This is a genomic window from Curtobacterium sp. VKM Ac-2887 (genome assembly GCF_015350935.1).
Classification (GTDB): domain Bacteria; phylum Actinomycetota; class Actinomycetes; order Actinomycetales; family Microbacteriaceae; genus Curtobacterium.
Window position 1 is genome coordinate 84,317 of record NZ_JADKSB010000007.1, and the last position, 17,157, is coordinate 101,473.

General features: G+C 67.1%; 15 protein-coding genes and 1 pseudogene. 4 read left to right on the plus strand and 12 right to left on the minus strand.

The window, feature by feature from the left end; genetic code table 11:
* Nucleotides 1–148 precede the first annotated feature (148 nt).
* Nucleotides 149–802, plus strand: a complete 654-nt coding sequence (locus ITJ69_RS09845) for a hypothetical protein (RefSeq protein WP_194672676.1) — start codon at nt 149–151, stop codon at nt 800–802.
* Between the two features lie 284 nt (nt 803–1,086).
* Here ITJ69_RS09845 and ITJ69_RS09850 read toward each other — a convergent pair whose 3' ends face one another.
* The 12 genes and pseudogenes from ITJ69_RS09850 to ITJ69_RS09900 form a co-directional block, all read right to left on the minus strand.
* Nucleotides 1,087–1,539 carry a hypothetical protein gene (locus ITJ69_RS09850; RefSeq protein ID WP_194672677.1) on the minus strand — a complete coding sequence of 151 codons (453 nt, stop codon included), beginning with the start codon at nt 1,537–1,539 and terminating at the stop codon, nt 1,087–1,089.
* The gene (locus ITJ69_RS09855) at nt 1,536–3,137 is read right to left on the minus strand and encodes a hypothetical protein (RefSeq protein ID WP_228505332.1); all 1,602 of its coding nucleotides are present in this window, start codon (nt 3,135–3,137) and stop codon (nt 1,536–1,538) included. The genes ITJ69_RS09850 and ITJ69_RS09855 overlap by 4 nt, the downstream gene beginning before the upstream one ends.
* Before the next feature lie 138 nt (nt 3,138–3,275).
* Nucleotides 3,276–3,791 (minus strand): annotated as a pseudogene (locus ITJ69_RS21085) (GNAT family N-acetyltransferase); the annotation flags it as partial.
* A 104-nt stretch (nt 3,792–3,895) separates the two neighbouring features.
* Nucleotides 3,896–4,573, minus strand: coding sequence for a hypothetical protein (locus ITJ69_RS09860; protein WP_194672679.1), 678 nt, complete (start codon nt 4,571–4,573; stop codon nt 3,896–3,898).
* A 227-nt stretch (nt 4,574–4,800) separates the two neighbouring features.
* The gene (locus tag ITJ69_RS09865; RefSeq protein WP_194672680.1) at nt 4,801–5,421 is read right to left on the minus strand and encodes a hypothetical protein; all 621 of its coding nucleotides are present in this window, start codon (nt 5,419–5,421) and stop codon (nt 4,801–4,803) included.
* A gap of 2 nt (nt 5,422–5,423) precedes the next feature.
* Nucleotides 5,424–5,717 (minus strand): hypothetical protein, encoded by a 294-nt coding sequence (locus ITJ69_RS09870; protein ID WP_194672681.1) that lies wholly within the window; start codon nt 5,715–5,717, stop codon nt 5,424–5,426.
* Between the two features lie 188 nt (nt 5,718–5,905).
* Nucleotides 5,906–7,270, minus strand: a complete 1,365-nt coding sequence (dnaB, locus tag ITJ69_RS09875; RefSeq protein WP_111083664.1) for a replicative DNA helicase — start codon at nt 7,268–7,270, stop codon at nt 5,906–5,908.
* 648 nt (nt 7,271–7,918) lie between these two features.
* Nucleotides 7,919–8,371 carry a 50S ribosomal protein L9 gene (rplI, locus tag ITJ69_RS09880; RefSeq protein WP_111083665.1) on the minus strand — a complete coding sequence of 151 codons (453 nt, stop codon included), beginning with the start codon at nt 8,369–8,371 and terminating at the stop codon, nt 7,919–7,921.
* Nucleotides 8,372–8,385: 14 nt separating this feature from the next.
* Nucleotides 8,386–8,643 (minus strand): 30S ribosomal protein S18, encoded by a 258-nt coding sequence (rpsR, locus tag ITJ69_RS09885; protein ID WP_017887834.1) that lies wholly within the window; start codon nt 8,641–8,643, stop codon nt 8,386–8,388.
* Between the two features lie 50 nt (nt 8,644–8,693).
* A complete protein-coding gene (locus ITJ69_RS09890; protein WP_123311310.1) occupies nt 8,694–9,281 on the minus strand; it encodes a single-stranded DNA-binding protein in 588 nt (195 codons plus the stop codon).
* A gap of 3 nt (nt 9,282–9,284) precedes the next feature.
* Nucleotides 9,285–9,668 carry a 30S ribosomal protein S6 gene (gene rpsF, locus ITJ69_RS09895; protein WP_111083667.1) on the minus strand — a complete coding sequence of 128 codons (384 nt, stop codon included), beginning with the start codon at nt 9,666–9,668 and terminating at the stop codon, nt 9,285–9,287.
* 192 nt (nt 9,669–9,860) lie between these two features.
* Nucleotides 9,861–11,300, minus strand: a complete 1,440-nt coding sequence (locus ITJ69_RS09900; protein WP_159574225.1) for a CCA tRNA nucleotidyltransferase — start codon at nt 11,298–11,300, stop codon at nt 9,861–9,863.
* 110 nt (nt 11,301–11,410) lie between these two features.
* Here ITJ69_RS09900 and ITJ69_RS20450 point away from each other — a divergent pair, with 110 nt between their 5' ends.
* The 3 genes from ITJ69_RS20450 to trxA all read left to right on the plus strand — a co-directional run bounded on the left by ITJ69_RS20450 (nt 11,411) and on the right by trxA (nt 17,043).
* Complete coding sequence (locus ITJ69_RS20450; RefSeq protein ID WP_323743080.1) at nt 11,411–15,571, plus strand: DUF6049 family protein; 4,161 nt, start codon at nt 11,411–11,413, stop codon at nt 15,569–15,571.
* Between the two features lie 83 nt (nt 15,572–15,654).
* On the plus strand, nt 15,655–16,641 hold the full coding sequence (trxB, locus tag ITJ69_RS09910; protein ID WP_111083668.1) for a thioredoxin-disulfide reductase: 987 nt from the start codon (nt 15,655–15,657) through the stop codon (nt 16,639–16,641).
* Nucleotides 16,642–16,716: 75 nt separating this feature from the next.
* Complete coding sequence (trxA, locus tag ITJ69_RS09915; protein WP_017887828.1) at nt 16,717–17,043, plus strand: thioredoxin; 327 nt, start codon at nt 16,717–16,719, stop codon at nt 17,041–17,043.
* Nucleotides 17,044–17,157 lie beyond the last annotated feature (114 nt).

Consider the following 17,157-nt stretch of genomic DNA (forward strand, 5'->3'; position numbering starts at 1 on the left):
CCACTCCTCCCGGGGGCAGCGGGAACAACTCAGAAGCAGAACAAGAACGGAGTACCCGATGACGACACGGCTTCAAATCGCGCGCGCACGCGCACGTGTAGCTCTCGCCGTCCGGACGGGTGGGGACTTGCCGGAGAGCGTCCGAACGGTGGCCGCGATGGACTTCGCGGATGCCGACGACGCGGTCCTTGTCGCACGGGACCGCGAGCTCGACACGCCTCGGTTGGATGGCGCCTTTAGGCGGCTCACCGGTGTCCACGCCGGCGGCCACGATTTCGGGCCGCGCCACAATCCGCCGCGCCCTCGAACCGGCCGCGATCTCTCGCCAGACGAGGAGGACGTCCTCATCGATGCCGCGTTCGGTATGCGGGAGCGATACGAGAAGGCGAAGGCTGCGGTCGCGCGTGGTGAGCTCGATGCAATCGAGCGCCGTTCATGGCAGCGCGGACTGAGCGCCGCACTGATCTTGGAAGACGCAGATGACTGGCTGGACGTCGGAACGGGACGGGTCCTCACGCAGCTCGCGTTGGGCGACCTGTTCGCGTTCGTGTGCGACGACGAGCTTCTGTTCCCGGCGTGGCAGTTCACCGATGACCCAGACCAATCAACACTGAATTACTTATCGTGGTTGGTCGAAGCGTTCGACGACGACATGCACCCGACGTCGATCCTCGGGTTCATGACGAGGCCACACCCGTACACCCGCATCCACGGCAAGCCGGCGACACCCGTCGAATGGCTCACCGCCGGCCGCCACGTGCAGCCGCTCCTGGAACTGCTTGAGACCCGACGCTTGAGATAATCCCTTGGCCGAGGAGCCCCTCAGCCCATCGGCGCTGTCCCTCATGCACAAAAGCGGCACGCCGCCCGGCGCGCTCTTGGAGCCGGAAGTGGTCGAAAGATGATGTTGACTGGTCTCGCAGCATCGACATGTCCTCGTCAGGATGTACGCGCAGCATGCGATGCGCCGTTCGCCGATTGGCTCCCACCGCTGCCGACGGCTCATCGCTGCGACAAGCTGCGCCCTGACCAATATCTAGTGGGACCCGACCGCGGGAACAAGTTCCTTGACCTTGCGGGGCCCGTTTAGAGCGCTAGGGCGAGGTCCTCGGAGCACGGATCTGTGTGGACCCTCGTGATTGCGTCTCGGTGGCCGTCATCGAGGTATCGAAAGCTCTGCGCTGGTTCCACACCGACGAGATCCCGGAGCTGATGAAGCGGCACCGGGGCAGCCCATACGACGGGCTTGCTCACCCGCAGGATTGCGGCATGCTCGCAGTTCGCGAGGTACTCCTCGAGCGCTGGCCGCGAGATCTGGATGCGGTGCTCGTACTGCTGCCAGACTTCCTCCACTGCGGGGCGATCGATTCCGTCCAAGCGGAGTGTGCCGAGGACCGCACGCTCTGGGGTGCTGGAGTACACGTAGATCGTCGTCCCAGCGGGCTGCTCGGGGAATCGTCGGCGAACTTCGGCGGTCTTTGCCCCCGTGAGTAGTCCCGCTGCGTAGACGGGGCGAACCGAGAGAAGGATGGCAGTCACTCGCTGTTACTCCGTTGACTCATGATGAGGTCGTCGAACACTGCCGACGGCACTCGACGGAACGACTGTATCGGTTGCTTCACGCCCCGCTTGGCGAAGAGGTCCTGCAGGACACGGCCGCCAACAGGTGTCGGCAGTACCTCAGTGTCCTCGAAACGTACGACAGTAACGCGGCCATACTTGTCGGCTGCGCCGTGCACGTGATCTCGACCCAGGACACCGATCTGTCGGTTTGCTCGGTAGGCGTCGCCGGGCCTCATCCGCTCGCATCCGAGGCTCCGGGAGTATGCCACGACCGCTCGCACTTGCTCTGTTTGATCTGCTGTGGCGTACCAGATGATGCGTGAGCCTCGGGTCGGAAGCGATCTGCTACTCCCGCTGTAGTAGACGTGTTCGCGGGACAGCCCGAGTGCTCGCGGCCGATCCAGATCGACGAGGGTGTCCCGCGGAGCGCCGAACAGGGGATATATGAACCGCGGTTGAATGGGGACGATGTAGGTGGGCGCGTTCGTGCGGATCAGTGCCAGGGGCCAAAAGCGTCTTTCGACGTCGCGGAGGTGGCCAGTGTGTTCGAGGGGAATATCGGGATGGGCTCGCACGAAATCGCGGAGTGTCGTGGGCGCGTTGATGAGGGCGGCGTGCATCGTGTCGTCTTCGCGGAAGCCATCCGCGAGGAGGGACTCCCGCATCATCTCGGAGAGGTTCTGGTCGTCGATGAGCACTTCGGAGAGCTCGTTCTGACGCGCGATGTGACGCGTGTGTCGTGCAAGCTGAAGGGCGACGGTGCTCGCCGCCTCACCCCGAGCTACCCGGACGATGGGCACCCGAAGCTCGCCACCCGCCCGGTGTTCAGCAAGCAGGGCCCAAGTGCGATTGTCCTGATCGGCAAGCACCCTGGTGCTCCGAGGATGTTGAGCGATTGCTGCCCGAAGCGCCCGCGTGAGGTCCTTGCCTCGTTCTCCGCGATCATGGCTCACGAACGCGTCGACGAGTTGCGACATGGGAAACTCTGTCGCCGGACTCCAGCGAAGGTCGACCGCTTCGATGAGTCGCGACTGGAACAGCGGCTGGCCCAAACGTTCGTCGATGGCTCGAACGACCTCGTGGGGTCGAAGTATCTTCAATGAGGAGTCGGCCGGAAGAGCAGCCGGGGCCGTATTGAGAAGACGGGTGTCGTTGGTCACCAGGTAGGCCGCGCCGGCGGTGAGAGCGTCGGCGACATGGCAGAGGTCGTCGCGGAGCGACGGATCCGCGGCCAATACAACTTCACCAACGCTTCGGAGTAGTTCCTTTAACACCCCCGATCCCTCATGTCGCAGAGACCGGAGACGCGTGATATGCGCGATCGCATCCCGTTGGCGAGCTCGCTCGGCCTGATCGTCGATACGGTCCAGTTCGACGTCAACCTGAGTCGAAAGAACGGGCGTCACTTCCGCTTGGAACCAGTCCGCCAGGAGGCCCAGGGATGCCTCACGATCGGGCCGGACAAGCTCAAGTGAACCGAACAGGTCCGTCACGATGTTCGTGTCGTAGACAACGAGTGGTCGGCCCGCACCGAGGGCGGCATCCTCGAGCAGGTCAAGGTCACCGAGCTGCATCCACCACCGCGTTAGGACCGAGCCGCTGAGGGCGCGCCCGGGCCGCTCGCCTCGTGGAGAAAGTCCGACGGACGACCAAAATCGGTCTAGTCCGTAATCGCGACGGCAGTAGGCGACCACACCCGTCGCACCAGGGTGCGCCTCGATTGCCGCGTCGACTAAGAGCTTTCCAATGGAACGGCCCCGCGCCCCAACGCAAACGTGAACGAGCTTGATGTAACCCGGCCGTGGCACGTCGTACAGGCAATACCCGACGAGCGTTCCTTCCACCTCGGCGACGACAAGCGTCCCTCGGCGCACCCGATCCATGAACGCGGAATCGGTCAAAAATCCGAGGGTGCTGCGGTGCACCTTCGCGAGTTCAAGCACGGCCGGCCACTCAGGCGGGCGCACGTCACTGACGATGTGCCGAACTTCAACGGGTGCTCCATCCATGGTCCCCTCATAGTCACGAACAAGGGATGTGAGCAAGACTTGCCGCGCCGTGAGTGAGGCAAGCCGTTCGTTCGACTTGCGTGAGCCCGTTGAACGACGGGAAAATGTGCCCGAAGACCTAGGACCAGTTGACTTAGCAGCCTCCGCGCGTCGTAGCCGATTGCTTCCATTTTCGGTGCTTCCGCGTCGTGCGTAAGCGTCCGGTCGACGACCGGCCATCGAGTCGCTTGTGTCCGGCGGGCAGGCGAGCGTTGCGAGGGTGAGGGCGGCCGCAGGACGGAAGGTCCCTGCAGGCGACGTGAGGTTGCGAGCGACGCGAGCCCTTACTCGTCCGGCCAGATGCTCGAAGTGACAGGCTCCATCGACCGGTACGCCCGCTGCCAGGCTGTGCCCAATAATTCGGTATGACGTGGCTGCTTCCCATAGAAGGCGATGAAGCGCCAAGCGATCGCATGCATTGCACCCATTAGCGTCGCCGCGAAGTGCACTACGGCTGCCCGTGGTGCGGCAAGCCCCGCGACTTCGCCGCCTGCATCTGTGACGATGAAGTTGTTGAGGCCGTGCCGATGCCCGTGAGCCACGGCGGACAGGGCCGAATACTGATCCCGCCCTTCTCTGTCCTCAAACGACTTATCGAGCATCGTCGCAACGAGCGCGGTCAGCTCGATCTTGGCGGGTACGGGTAGGCCGAAGCGCTTCAGCTCGTCCGCGAGCTCTTGCCGCTTCTCGGCGGGGCTGACGGCGTCGCCGTTGCGTGTCCGGAGGGGTTCGTTGCGGTTTTCGGGGATACGAAGGTCTGACCGCAGCAGTGAGATCGCTCGGTGGAGGAAGTCGTCCTCATCCGACCCATCGAGTAGATACCAGGTGCGAGCGAGCGACTCGTGGGCGCCGCGGGCGACTGTCGCGAGTGCAGTTGACCGGACCGTGGGTGTCCGGATAAGCGCTACGAAGGCTCGGACGTGGTCGAACGTCGAGAGGTTCGCGAACTGCATCGTGATCATGCCATCGTGAGCGTGCTCGGGCGATCGGCCCCGCCACAGCCGGAAGGCGCCGCTTCCCGGCGGCGGCGGGGAAGCCGCCGTCTCGAACGTGATCTGTTCGAACTTCGAAACGAGTAGGAGCAGCGCTCGGCTGATCCGCTGCACGTCGTCGGCGGACAGTTCGAGGGGGCCCTGCGCACCCGGGGTTGGGTCGACTCCCCATCCACCGCTGCCCGCCGAAGGTACCTTCATTTCCCGCGCATCCGGTCGATTGCTTCCTGAACGGCGTAGTCCTCGGCCAGTTCGTCGAGCATCGCAGACAGCCGATTTGAGAGCTGGCCGCCCAGGGATCGGAGCCGGTCTGTGTCGACCAGGTTGAACAGAGGGCCGTCTGGACTCCATGAGGCGATCGCAAGCGGTCCGAGGCGGTGCAGAGCTCGGGTGACCGTCTTTTTGCGAGGGTCGCTGCGGTCGGCGTGTGCGTAGTCGTTGTCGTCGAACACCGCTTCATCAAGGTGTTCGAGGGCGTCTCGTAGGGATTTCAGGTCGGGAACCGGGTCAGGCTCGGGATCGTCAGCTTCCCGTGCGAGCCGGACTAACCATCGCTCGACTTGAGATGCGGTCCACACGACGGAGGCGTTGGCCGTCCACATGGCTCGGAAGCCCTCGGCCAACGAGTCGTCTCCTAGCCCCCATTCGTCGCCGCGGTCGTAGGCGCGGACGGCTTCGGCGAACCGCCGGCTGGCCTCGATCGCCCTGGGGAGTTCCGCGCTGAGCCGCTCTCCCCACGCCAGGGCAAACATCAACGCGTTGTCGCCATCGGCGGAGCCCGTGGTGACCGACCCGCTGATGTTCGGCGTCAGCCCCATCGTCAGTCCTGAGCTTCGCGAGCTGCTCGCTCGTCAAAGCGAGCCCACCAACGGTCGTCGACGGTCACATCGAGGCAGAGCTGGTTGAGAACGTCCGCGGTGCCGTTCAGGAGACGGACGCCAATGACGGTGGCTGTGCCGTGGGAGTTCGTTGCTTCGTCGTATAGCTCGATCGTCGCTGCCAGGGGAAGTGGGAGCCGGCCGTCGAGGTAGGCCACTTGGCGCTGTCGGTCGACGTCGAACACGAGTGTTTGGTCGTTGAGGGAAAAGGTGGGCGCCTGGCGCTTCTCGTACATGCGGTGACAGTAACTCACGGAGTCCGGTGGAACCGGCGTGTGCGCGACTTGGCGAAGCTGCCATCTTGGTGCCATCTGCCGACCTAGGAGACGCGGCGGGGTGACGACGGGTTCGTTTCAATCGCGACGAGTTGACTTTCAGAACGACAACATGTCTTTCAAATCACAGCTGGCGGGCGGCACCCGCCTTACTGCGGCATGTCCACGAACCGCGAGAACATCCCGTGGAACGCCACGGTGATGGTGTCCGTCGGCCCGTTACGGTGCTTCGCCACGATCAGGTCGGCCTCACCCTGCCGCGGGTTGTCCTTCTCGTACGCCGACTCGCGGTGCAGCAGGATGACCATGTCGGCGTCCTGCTCGATCGACCCGGACTCTCGCAGGTCGGAGATCGCCGGCTTCTTGTCGGCACGCTGCTCGGGACCACGGTTCAGCTGGGACAGCGCGATGACGGGGACCTGGAGCTCCTTCGCCATCAGCTTCAGTGCACGCGAGAACTCGGAGACCTCTTGCTGGCGGCTCTCGACCTTCTTGCCCGAGGTCATCAGCTGCAGGTAGTCGATGACGACGAGCTTGAGGTTGTGCTGCTGCTTGAGTCGACGGCACTTGGCGCGGATCTCGACCAGCGTCATGTTGGGGGAGTCGTCGATGAAGAACGGCGCGTCGTTGATGCGCCCGCGGGTCTGCGCGATGGTGGTCCAGTCGCGGGAGTCCACGGTGCCCTTGCGCATGTTCTGCAGCGGCACGCTGGTCTCGGCGGACAGCAGACGCATGGCGATCTCGGCGCGACCCATCTCGAGCGAGAAGAAGGCGGCGGTCTGGTCGTGCTTGATCGCCGCGGCGCGGCACAGGTCGAGCGCAAGGGTGGACTTACCGAGGGCGGGTCGAGCGGCGACGATGATGAGCTGCCCGGGGTGGAAGCCGTTCGTCAGGCCGTCGAGCTGCGCGAACCCGGTCGGCACGCCGGTCATCTGGCCGTCGCGGCCCTTGGCCGCTTCGATCTCGTCGAGGGCGGCGGAGATGGCGTCGGTCAGGGGGACGTAGTCCTCGGTCTGCACGCCACCGGCGACGTTGTAGACCTCGGCCTGCGCGCTGTTGACGAGGTCGGTGACCTCGCCTTCGGACGCGTAGCCCATCTGCACGATGCGGGTGCCGGCGTCGACGAGGCGACGGAGGACGGCCTTCTCGGCGACGATCCCGGCGTAGTACCCCGCGTTCGCCGCGGTGGGCACCATGCTCGTGACGCTGTGCAGGTACTCGGCGCCACCACCACGGGACAGCAGACCGGTCTTGGTCAGTTCGTCGGTGACGGCGATGACGTCGGTGGGCTCGCCGTGCGAGTACAGCGAGAGGATCGCGTCGAAGATGACCTCGTGCTTGGGGACGTAGAAGTCCACGCCACGAGCGGTCTCGATGACGTCGGCGACGGCGTCCTTCGACAGGAGCATGCCGCCGATGGTCGACTGTTCGGCCAACAGGTCGTGCGGCGGGGTGCGTTCCATGCCGCGCTCCGCGTACTCCTGCGGTGCGGGCTCAAGATGCGCGATCGACACACTCTCTCCTCTGTTGAACGACGCAGGGCTGGACACGGTGGTCCGACACCTGCAACGACTTTCTACCCCCAGCGACCGACATCCCCGAGTCGCTGGGCCAAGCTACGGCCGCAGAGTTATCCCCAACAAACGGCCCTGTGGATAACTCTGTGGAGGGATTGCGGAACACGCCGGAATGCTGTGTGGAGAACTGTGGACGAGCCTGTGGAAACATGGCCATGGGAACACACTTTCGACCACTTGACCAGGTGTTTTCATGTTCACACGGTGTGTGGAAAAGTGGGGTTCAAGTAGGCATTGAAGGTTCCGATTTGACACGTTTCTGCTGTGTAAAACGACTTGACAAGCACCCCTCCTGTGAGAAGTGTTCTCGGGCCGCTCCCAGCAAGCCGGGCCGTGCCTGAGAGGTAACCAGCCAGCCAAGCCGAGCCCACCCGTGCAAGCCGAGCCGGGCCTCCCGGCCGTTCTGGACGACCGTGCGTTGATGGTGAGCAGAAGATGTCGAGTGGGGGATCGGGACCCGACCTTTTCTGCTCACCAAGTGAACCCCGCACGCCCCGCAACCCCAACCCGACCCCGCCCCCGCCAACGCAACGACGGGCGGGCCTCCCGGAGGAGACCCGCCCGTCGTGGAGCGGAACGTCAGTGCTACTTGGCAGCGACGACCTTGAGCGAGATCACGGCAGTGATGTCCTCGCGCAGACGCACGGTGGCCTCGTGGTCACCGACGGTCTTGATGGTCGCGGGGACCTCGACCTTGCGCTTGTCGAGCGAGCCGACGCCCTGCGCCTGGACGGCGTCAGCGACGTCGCCCGGACGGACGGAGCCGAACAGACGACCGTCCTTGCCGGCCTTGACAGCCAGGGAGATGGTCGCGTTCTCGAGCTTCATCTTGAGGTCCTGTGCCTCTTCGATGGTGGCGAGCTCACGCGCGGTGCGCGCGGCACGGATCGACTCGACCTGCTTCTCGCCGCCCTTGGACCACGCGACAGCGAAGCCCTGGGGGATGAGGTAGTTGCGGGCGTAGCCGTTCTTGACGTCGACGACGTCACCAGCGGAACCGAGGCCGGAGACCTCGTGGGTGAGGATGAGCTTCGACATGTGTCGACCTCCGATCAGCGGCCGGAGCCGGCGTAGGGGAGGAGCGCCATCTCACGGGCGTTCTTCACGGCACGGGCGATGAGGCGCTGCTCCTGGACGGAGACGCCGGTGATGCGACGGGCGCGGATCTTTCCACGCTCCGAGATGAACTTGCGAAGGGTCGCAACGTCCTTGTAGTCGATGACGCCGACCTTGATCGACTTCGCGGGAGCGGCGTTCTTGCCGCCCTTGCCGCGAGGCTTCCGGCGGTCGCCGGTGCTCTTTCCAGCCATAGTGATTTGTCCTTAGAAGAAAAGTTGTGTGTCCGTCGGAACCGAGAGGATCAGAACGGGGTCTCGTCGTCGAAGTTGCCGCCGGGGGTGCTCCACACGTCGTTCGACTGTGCGTTGCCGCCGCCCTGCTGGCCACCCTGCGGGGACCACGGCTCGTCGGACTGGCCACCAGCGGAGGCGTTGCCGCCACCGTTGTTGTTCCAGCCGCCGTTGCCGCCGCCCTGCTGACCGCCACCGTTGCCGCCGCCGACCTGGCCACGACCGCCGCCGCCACCCGCTGCGCGGGTGATCTGTGCGGTCGCGTACCGGAGCGACGGGCCGATCTCGTCGACCTCGAGCTCGATGCTCGTGCGCTGCTGACCCTCGCGGTCCTGGTAGGAACGCTGACGCAGACGACCCTGCGCGATGACGCGCGAGCCCTTCGTCAGCGACCCCGCCACGTGCTCGGCGAACTCCCGCCACACACTCGCGCGGAGGAACAGCGCGTCGCCGTCCTTCCACTCGTTCGCCTGACGGTCGAACGTGCGAGGCGTGGAGGCGATGGTGAAGTTCGCCACTGCGAGCCCGTTCTGCGTGTACCGCAGCTCGGGGTCCGCGGTGAGGTTGCCCACCACCGTGATGACGGTTTCGCCGGCCACGGGTTACTCGGCGCTCGCGGTCGCGGTTGCGGAGGCGTTGGCAGCCTTGCGGGCTGCGCGTGCCTCGTCGCGCTGCTTCTGGGCGGCGACCTGCGCGATGCCCTCTTCGGCGCGGAGGACCTTCGTGCGGAGCACGGCCTCGGAGAGACCGAGCTGACGGTCGAGCTCCTTGGCGGCCTCGGGCGAGGACGTGAAGTCGACGACGGCGTAGATGCCCTCGGACTTCTTGGCGATCTCGTAAGCGAGCCGGCGACGGCCCCAGACGTCCACGTTGTCGACGGTGCCACCGTCGTTGCGGATGACAGCGAGGAACTTGTCCAGGCTGGGAGCGACGGTGCGCTCATCGATCTCGGGGTCGAGGATCGCCATCAGTTCGTACTGGTGCATGCGGAACCCACCTCCTCTGGTCTCAGCGGCCCCGGGCAGTTCCCGGGGCAGGAGGGTTGATGCATGTGCCACAGCGCGCAGACACGCGCCGGGCAACCTGCACAGACTACCCGACGGCCTGGAGGCGCGCCACCGGTCTGTGCAGAACCGTCGCGTCCGTCAGGCGGTCGCGTCTCGGGCGTCGGTGGCGCGTCAGGAGCTGGTCGCGTCCCGCGCGGCCCACCAGTCGCGCAAGCGCGCCTCGGCAGCGTCGGCCCCGAGCGGCCCGTCGTCCATCCGCGCCTCGAGCAGGAAGCGGTAGGCCTCGCCCACGGCACGCCCCGGCGGGATGTCGAGGATCCGCATGATGTCGTCGCCGGTCAGGTCGGGCCGGATCGAGTCCAGTTCCTCTTGCTCGGCCAGGACGCGGATCCGCTCCTCGAGGTCGTCGTACGCGAACGCCAGGCGGTCGGCCTTGCGGCGGTTCCGGGTGGTGACGTCCGAGCGGGTCAGCTCGTGCAGCCGTTCGAGCTGCGGGCCGGCGTCGCGGACGTAGCGCCGGACGGCTGAGTCGGTCCAGGCACCGTCGGTGTACCCGAAGAACCGCAGGTGCAGCTCGATCAGGCGGGACACCGCGGCGATCGTGTCGTTGTCGAAGCGCAGGGCACGGAGCCGCTTCTTCGCGAGCTTCGACCCGACCAGGTCGTGGTGGTGGAAGCTGACGGCGCCGCCCGGCTCGAGCTTGCGGGTGGCGGGCTTGCCGATGTCGTGCAGCAGCGCCGCGAGCCGGAGCACGGTGTCGGGCGGGTCGCCCGCGTGCCGCTCGGCCTCGTAGCCGATCGCCTGTTCGAGCACGGTCAGGGAGTGCTCGTAGACGTCCTTGTGGTGGTGGTGCTCGTCGATCTCGAGCTGCATCTCGGGCAGCTCCGGCAGGAACCGCTGCGCCAGTCCGGTGTCCACGAGCAGGCGGATGCCCGGCACGGGGTCGCTCGTGTTGAGCAGCTTGACGAGTTCGTCGCGCACCCGCTCGGCGGACACGATGTCGATGGAGTCGACGAGGTCCTGCATGGCGGCACGGACGTCGTCGTTGACGGTGAACCCGAGCTGCGACGTGAACCGCGCCGCCCGCATCATCCGGAGCGGGTCGTCGCGGAACGACACCACGGCGGCCTGCGGGGTGCGCAGGCGGGCGGCCAGCAGGTCCTCGACGCCGCCGTGCACGTCGACGAGCTCACGGGCCGGCAGCCGGAGCGCCATCGCGTTGACGGTGAAGTCGCGGCGGAGCAGGTCGTCCTCGATGGTGTCGCCGAACGCGACCTCGGGCTTGCGGGTCTCGCCGTCGTACACGTCACTGCGGTAGGTGGTGATCTCGACCTGCTCGCCGCCGACCCGCGCGGCGATGGTGCCGAACTGGCGGCCGACGTCCCACGTGGCGCTCGCGATCGGCTCGACGATGCGCAGGATGTCGTCCGGACGGGCGCTCGTCGTGAAGTCGAGGTCGGTGACCGGACGACCGAGGAAGGCGTCCCGCACGGGTCCGCCGACCAGGGCCAGCTCGTGTCCGGCGTCGGCGAAGGCCCGAGCGAGGAGGTCGACGGGCTCGGTGGTGGCGAGTGCGTCGAGTCGTTCGACGGCCTGGGCAACGGACTGCATGACGGTGCTCATCCTCCCAGATCGAGGCCCCGAGTTCTCCACAACCCCGCGCGCACGGGACCTGTTCATGGTCGCGCCTCATACACTCGTGCTCGGCCCGAACCGACCCCGTGGCCCGCTTCCGTATGCACATCCTCCGCACCACGCTCGCCGCAGCCGCGTCGACCCTCGTCGCGCTCGGCCTGGTCGTCGCGCCCGTCAGTGCCCCGCACGCCAATGCCGCGACGGTGTCGTCGGCCAAGACCCATCTCGCCGATCCGGCTGCTGCCGATGCGGGCAAGGCCACGATCTCGGTCGCTCCCGCGCACCGTGGGATCGTCCAGCGCGACCAGGACCTCACCCTCTCGGTGACCGTCACGAACGACACCGACACTGCACTGCCCGCCGGCAGCGCGGAGTTCGACATCTTCCGCTCCGTGAGCACGCGGGACGTCCTCGCCGACTGGCTCGCCGACACCACCACGACCGGTTACCTCGGCGCCCCGATGGACTCCGTTGACATTCCGGAGGTCCCGGCGCACCGATCGGTCACCATCGACTCGGTCGAGATCGTCTCGGGCAACGTGGCACTCGGCGGGTACTCGTCGTTCGGTGCGCGGCGCATCGCGGCCGAGTACACGGCCGGTGACACCTTCGCCGTGGCCCGCTCCGCGATCACCTGGTACCCGGACTTCGAGCAGGTGCCGGTCAGCGTCTCGGTGGCGATGCCGGTGACGGTCCCGAAGTCCACCGACGGCATCCTCACCGCGGCCGTCCTGGCCTCCGCCACCTCGGTCGACGGCACCCTGACGCAGCAGCTCGACGCGGCCGAGGACCACAACGTCGCCGTCGCCGTCGACCCGCGGATCATCGCCTCGATCCGGATCCTCGGCGAGAACGCGCCGTCCTCCGCGACCGCGTGGCTCCAGCGCCTCGAGTCCCTGCGCAACGAGACCTTCGCGTTGTCCTACGCGGACGCCGACGTCACCGGTCTGCGCCAGGCCGGGTCGGACGGCATCCTCGCGCCGATCTCGCTCGACCAGTCCGTCAAGTCCGAGAACTTCCCGGGTGCCGAGACCCCCGCACCGACCCCGACCGCCACCCCCGGCCAGACGACGACCCCGAGCAGCTCCGCGTCCCCGAGCGACGACGCCACCACCGACGCCGAAGCCGACTCGGGTGCGGGCGAGCCCACGGAGACACTGCCCACGACCGAGCAGCTGCTGGACTTCCCCTACTCGATGGACTCCATCTCCTGGCCGACCGAGGGCACCGTGTCGTCGTCGGACCTCGAGGCACTCGAGCGGGCGGGCACGAAGACCACGATCGTCTCGAGCGGGAACACCTCCGCCGGCGCGAACGCCACGATCTCGGCGTCGGAGAAGATCGGTGACGACCACGTCCTCGTGTCGGACCAGTCGATGTCGTCCCTGCTGCGCAAGGCCGCGACCGCACCGGACCGCCAGAGCTGGTCGTCGGCGATGTCCGAACTCACGGCGACGCTCGCCACCTCGGCGCGCGACGGCACCGCCACGGGGCCGATCCTGCTGACCCTCGGTCGCGACTGGCCCTCGGACTCCGCTCGCCTCAGCCAGACCCTCGACGCCCTCGAGACCACCGCCTGGGTGGCGCCCGCCGACCTCTCAACGGCGTCGAACGCCGTCGCCGGGTCACTCACGCTCACCAGCGCGTCCACCGGGGCCGGCCGCATCGCACAGCTCAAGCGCCTGGTGCAGGGCGAACAGGGGCTCTCCGCGTTCGCCACGATCCTCGACACCCCCGCCGAACTGACCGCACCCGCACGCCTCCGACTGCTCGCCATCGCGTCGAACGCGTGGCGGGGGGACAACGACGGGCTGACGGCCGCCGTCGACGCCCGCACGGCCGCCTGGGCGAAGCAGACCACCGAGGTCGGGATCGTCGACTCGAGCAGCCTGACCCTGCTCGGCGACCGGTCCTCGCTGCCGGTCTCCATCCGCAACAGCTCCGACTACCCGGTGACGGTGCACCTGGCCGTCCAGCCGTCGAACTCCGCCCTCCGGGTCGTCCGCAACGACATCGTGGTCGAGATCCAACCGGACTCGTCGACCCGAGCGACCGTCCCCGTGCAGTCCGTCGCGAACGGCAAGGTCGAGCTGACCATGTCGCTGTCGAGCCCGACCGGCGTCGCGATCGCCCAGCCGGCCACCGTCGAGCTCAACGTCCAGGCGCAGTGGGAGACGGTCATCACCGCTGCCGCAGCGGTCGCTCTGATCGCGATCTTCGGCTTCGGCATCTTCCGCAGCATCCGGAAGCGCATCCGCCGTCGCAACGGCGAACTCGACGACGAGGACGACGACGACCCCAACCGCCCGCTCGCCGTGCAGCCGGGTGCGCCCGGTGCGCCCGGTGCGCCCGCCTCGCCCGCGGGATCGGTCGTCGGACCGGGAGGCCCGGATCACCGCGCCGAGCCACCCACCGCGTTCGCCGTGACCGGCTCCGGTGCGGCCGCTGTCGCGGCTCCTGGAGGCGACCACCTGCAGGACGCGATCGCCCGAGCCGGAGTCGAACCGGGCCTCCCGTCCGACGCCCGTACCAGCCCTGTCGCGGACGCCCGCGACCCCGAGGAGCCGACCATCAGCGCCACCCAGCCCCAGCCCGACGTCGATGCGGAACCGGTCGCCGAGCGCAGCCTGGGGCGTGCGAGTGCGATGCTCGCGGCGGGGACGATGCTGTCGCGCATCCTCGGATTCGCGAAGACGTTCGTGCTGGCCTACGCGATCGGGCAGTACAAGAGCCCTGCCGGAGACGCCTTCGCGATCTCGAACCAGCTGCCGAACAACATCTACGCCCTCATCGCGGGCGGCCTGCTGTCGGCGGTGCTGATCCCGCAGATCGTCCGCGCCATGAAGAACGGGACCGACGGCGGCCAGTCCTACGTCAACAAGATCGTGACGCTTGGTGGCTCGGTGTTCATCGTCATCACCATCGTCGCCACCCTCGCTGCTCCGCTGCTGGTGCGCCTGTACAGCTCCCAATCCACCTCGGGTGGCAAGGGCCTCTCACCCGAGGCGTACGACCTCGCCGTCCTCTTCGCCTTCTGGTGCCTGCCGCAGATCCTCTTCTACGCGATGTACTCCTTGCTCGGCGAGGTCCTGAACGCGAAGCAGGTCTTCGGACCGTTCACGTGGGCGCCCCTGCTCAACAACGTCATCTCGCTCGCCGGTCTCGTCGTCTTCATCGCGATGTTCGGCGGCAGCGCCGCGAACTCGGGCGTCGACGACTGGGACGCCACGAAGATCGCGGTGCTCGCGGGCAGCGCCTCGCTCGGCGTCCTCGCCCAGGCAGCCTTCCTGCCGTTCTTCTGGCGCCGAGCCGGCCTGAGCTTCCGTCCCGACTTCCGCTGGCGGGGCGTCGGTCTGAAGGCAACGGGGACCGCGGCCGGATGGCTGTTCGCGATGATCCTCGTCACCCAGCTCGCCGGCATCGTACAGTCGCGCGTCGCGTCGCTCGGCTCGGGTGCGGCCGGCAACGCCGTCCTGCAGAACGCATGGCTGCTGTTCATGCTGCCGCACTCGATCATCACGGTCTCGATCGCCACCGCCTACTTCACGCGCATGAGCCACGACGCGGAGCGCGGCGACCTCGGCGCGGTCCAGAAGAACCTGTCGCTCTCGCTCCGCATCGTCGGGCTCTTCACGGTCTTCGCGTCCGTCGCACTGATGGTCGTCGCCGTGCCGTTCGGACGGATGTTCTCGGACACGTTCGACGGCGCGCTGTCGATCGGCGCCGTGCTCTTCGCCTACATGCCGGGCCTCGTGCTCTTCAGCATCCTGTTCATCATCCAGCGCGTGTTCTGGGCCATGCACGACCACCGCACGCCGTTCCTGATGCAGTGCGTCCAGTCCGTGTTGTTCGTCGTCGGCGCGCTGGCGGTGACCACGCTCCCCAACGAGACGATCGGGGTCGCGATCGCCGCATGCACCACGTTGGCCGGCACCGCGCAGACCATCGTGGCGCTGGTGCTCGTCCGCAAGCGCCTGGGTGGCATGGAGGGCCCCGTCGTGACCCGTTCGCACGTGCAGTTCATCATCGCCGCGCTGATCGCCGGCGTGGTCGGTCTGGTGGTCGCGAACTTCCTCGGGGCGTTCTCCGCAGCCGGGTTCGCGATGTCGGACCGCACCGGGGCACTCATCACCATCGTCCTGACCGGCGCCGTCATGGTCCTCGTGTACTTCGGGGCGCTCGTCGTCGCCAAGAACGGCGAGATCAAGAACGCCGTCGGCATGGTGAAGAGCAAGCTCGGTCGCTGACCGCACGGTTCCCGGACGTCGCGGAATGCCGCGCCGGTACCATGTGTTGACCCGGTCAGCACGCAACGGAAGGGCAGTCAGGCATGCGCCAGCTCATCATCATCGGTTCCGGTCCGGCCGGGTTCACCGCCGGCATCTACGCCGCGCGCGCAGAGCTCAAGCCGCTCATCGTCGCGTCCAGCGTCGAGACGGGCGGGGAACTCACCAAGACGACCGAGGTCGAGAACTTCCCGGGCTTCCCCGAGGGGATCCAAGGTCCCGACCTCATGATCAAGATGCAGGAGCAGGCCGAGAAGTTCGGCGCTGAGGTCCTGTACGACGACGCCGTCTCCGTCGACCTCACCGGCGACGTGAAGAAGGTCACCGTCGGCTCCGGCGAGACCTACGAAGCCCTCGCGGTCATCTACGCGACCGGTTCGGCGTACCGCCACCTCGGCATCGCCGACGAAGAGCGCCTCTCGGGCCACGGTGTCTCGTGGTGCGCGACCTGCGACGGCTTCTTCTTCCGCCAGAAGAACATCGCCGTGGTCGGCGGCGGCGACTCCGCGATGGAAGAAGCGACGTTCCTCACCCGCTTCGCCGACAAGGTCACCGTGATCCACCGCAAGGACACCCTCCGCGCGTCGAAGATCATGCAGGATCGCGCCCACAACGACCCGAAGATCGAGTTCGCGTGGAACAAGGAGGTCATCGGCATCCAGGGTGACTCCGCCGTGACCGGCGTGACGCTCAAGGACACCGTGGACGGCACCGAGAGCGAACTCGCCCTCGACGGTCTGTTCATCGCGATCGGCAACGACCCCCGCGTGCACCTCGTGCACGGTCAGCTCGAGCTCGCTCCCGAGGGCACCATCGCCGTCGAGGGCCGCACGTCCAAGGCGGTCGGCGTCCCCGGGGTCTTCGTCGCGGGCGACGTGCTCGACCACACCTACCGCCAGGCCATCACGGCCGCCGGTTCCGGTGCGGTCGCCGCGCTTGACGCCGAGAAGTACCTCGCCGACCTCGAGGACACTCTGACCGACGCTGCTGCGGGCGAGACCCCGGTCGAGCCGGTCACCATCTCCGCCTGACCCGTACGGCCCCGGAATGCCGGGGGCCCGTCCGCGGTTCCACACCCAGTACCGACTTCTCACGAAAGGACACCCATGTCCAACGCAAAGGCTGTCACCGACGCCACTTTCTCGGACGAGGTCCTCAAGTCCGACAAGACGATCCTGGTCGACTTCTGGGCCGAGTGGTGCGGCCCGTGTCGCGCCGTCTCGCCGATCCTCGACCAGATCGCCGAAGAGCACGCCGGCAAGATCGAGATCGTGAAGCTCAACGTGGACGACAACCCCCAGTCGGCCATGAACTACCAGATCACCTCGATCCCGGCGATGAAGGTCTTCAAGGGCGGCGAGGTCGTCAAGACCGTCATCGGCGCCAAGCCGAAGCCCGCGCTCGAGGCCGACCTCGCCGAGTTCCTCGCGTAGGTCGCACCAGCACCACCGAACGCCCCGTCCTCGTCCTGCTCAGCAGGCGCCGGCGGGGCGTTCGCATGCCACCCGTTGCGGATCGGCCCCCGCCGCGGAGCCCGGGTTTCCGGG

Excerpts from the sequence above, each read along its gene's own strand:
- ITJ69_RS09865 (WP_194672680.1), bottom strand. The coding sequence starts at position 5,421 with ATGGGGCTGACGCCGAACATCAGCGGGTCGGTCACCACGGGCTCCGCC.
- rpsF (WP_111083667.1), bottom strand. The coding sequence starts at position 9,668 with ATGCACCAGTACGAACTGATGGCGATCCTCGACCCCGAGATCGATGAG.
- trxB (WP_111083668.1), top strand. The coding sequence starts at position 15,655 with ATGCGCCAGCTCATCATCATCGGTTCCGGTCCGGCCGGGTTCACCGCC.
- trxA (WP_017887828.1), top strand. The coding sequence starts at position 16,717 with ATGTCCAACGCAAAGGCTGTCACCGACGCCACTTTCTCGGACGAGGTC.
- ITJ69_RS09855 (WP_228505332.1), bottom strand. The coding sequence starts at position 3,137 with ATGCAGCTCGGTGACCTTGACCTGCTCGAGGATGCCGCCCTCGGTGCG.
- rpsR (WP_017887834.1), bottom strand. The coding sequence starts at position 8,643 with ATGGCTGGAAAGAGCACCGGCGACCGCCGGAAGCCTCGCGGCAAGGGC.
- ITJ69_RS09900 (WP_159574225.1), bottom strand. The coding sequence starts at position 11,300 with ATGCAGTCCGTTGCCCAGGCCGTCGAACGACTCGACGCACTCGCCACC.
- ITJ69_RS09860 (WP_194672679.1), bottom strand. The coding sequence starts at position 4,573 with ATGATCACGATGCAGTTCGCGAACCTCTCGACGTTCGACCACGTCCGA.
- rplI (WP_111083665.1), bottom strand. The coding sequence starts at position 8,371 with ATGTCGAAGCTCATCCTCACCCACGAGGTCTCCGGCCTCGGTTCCGCT.
- ITJ69_RS09870 (WP_194672681.1), bottom strand. The coding sequence starts at position 5,717 with ATGTACGAGAAGCGCCAGGCGCCCACCTTTTCCCTCAACGACCAAACA.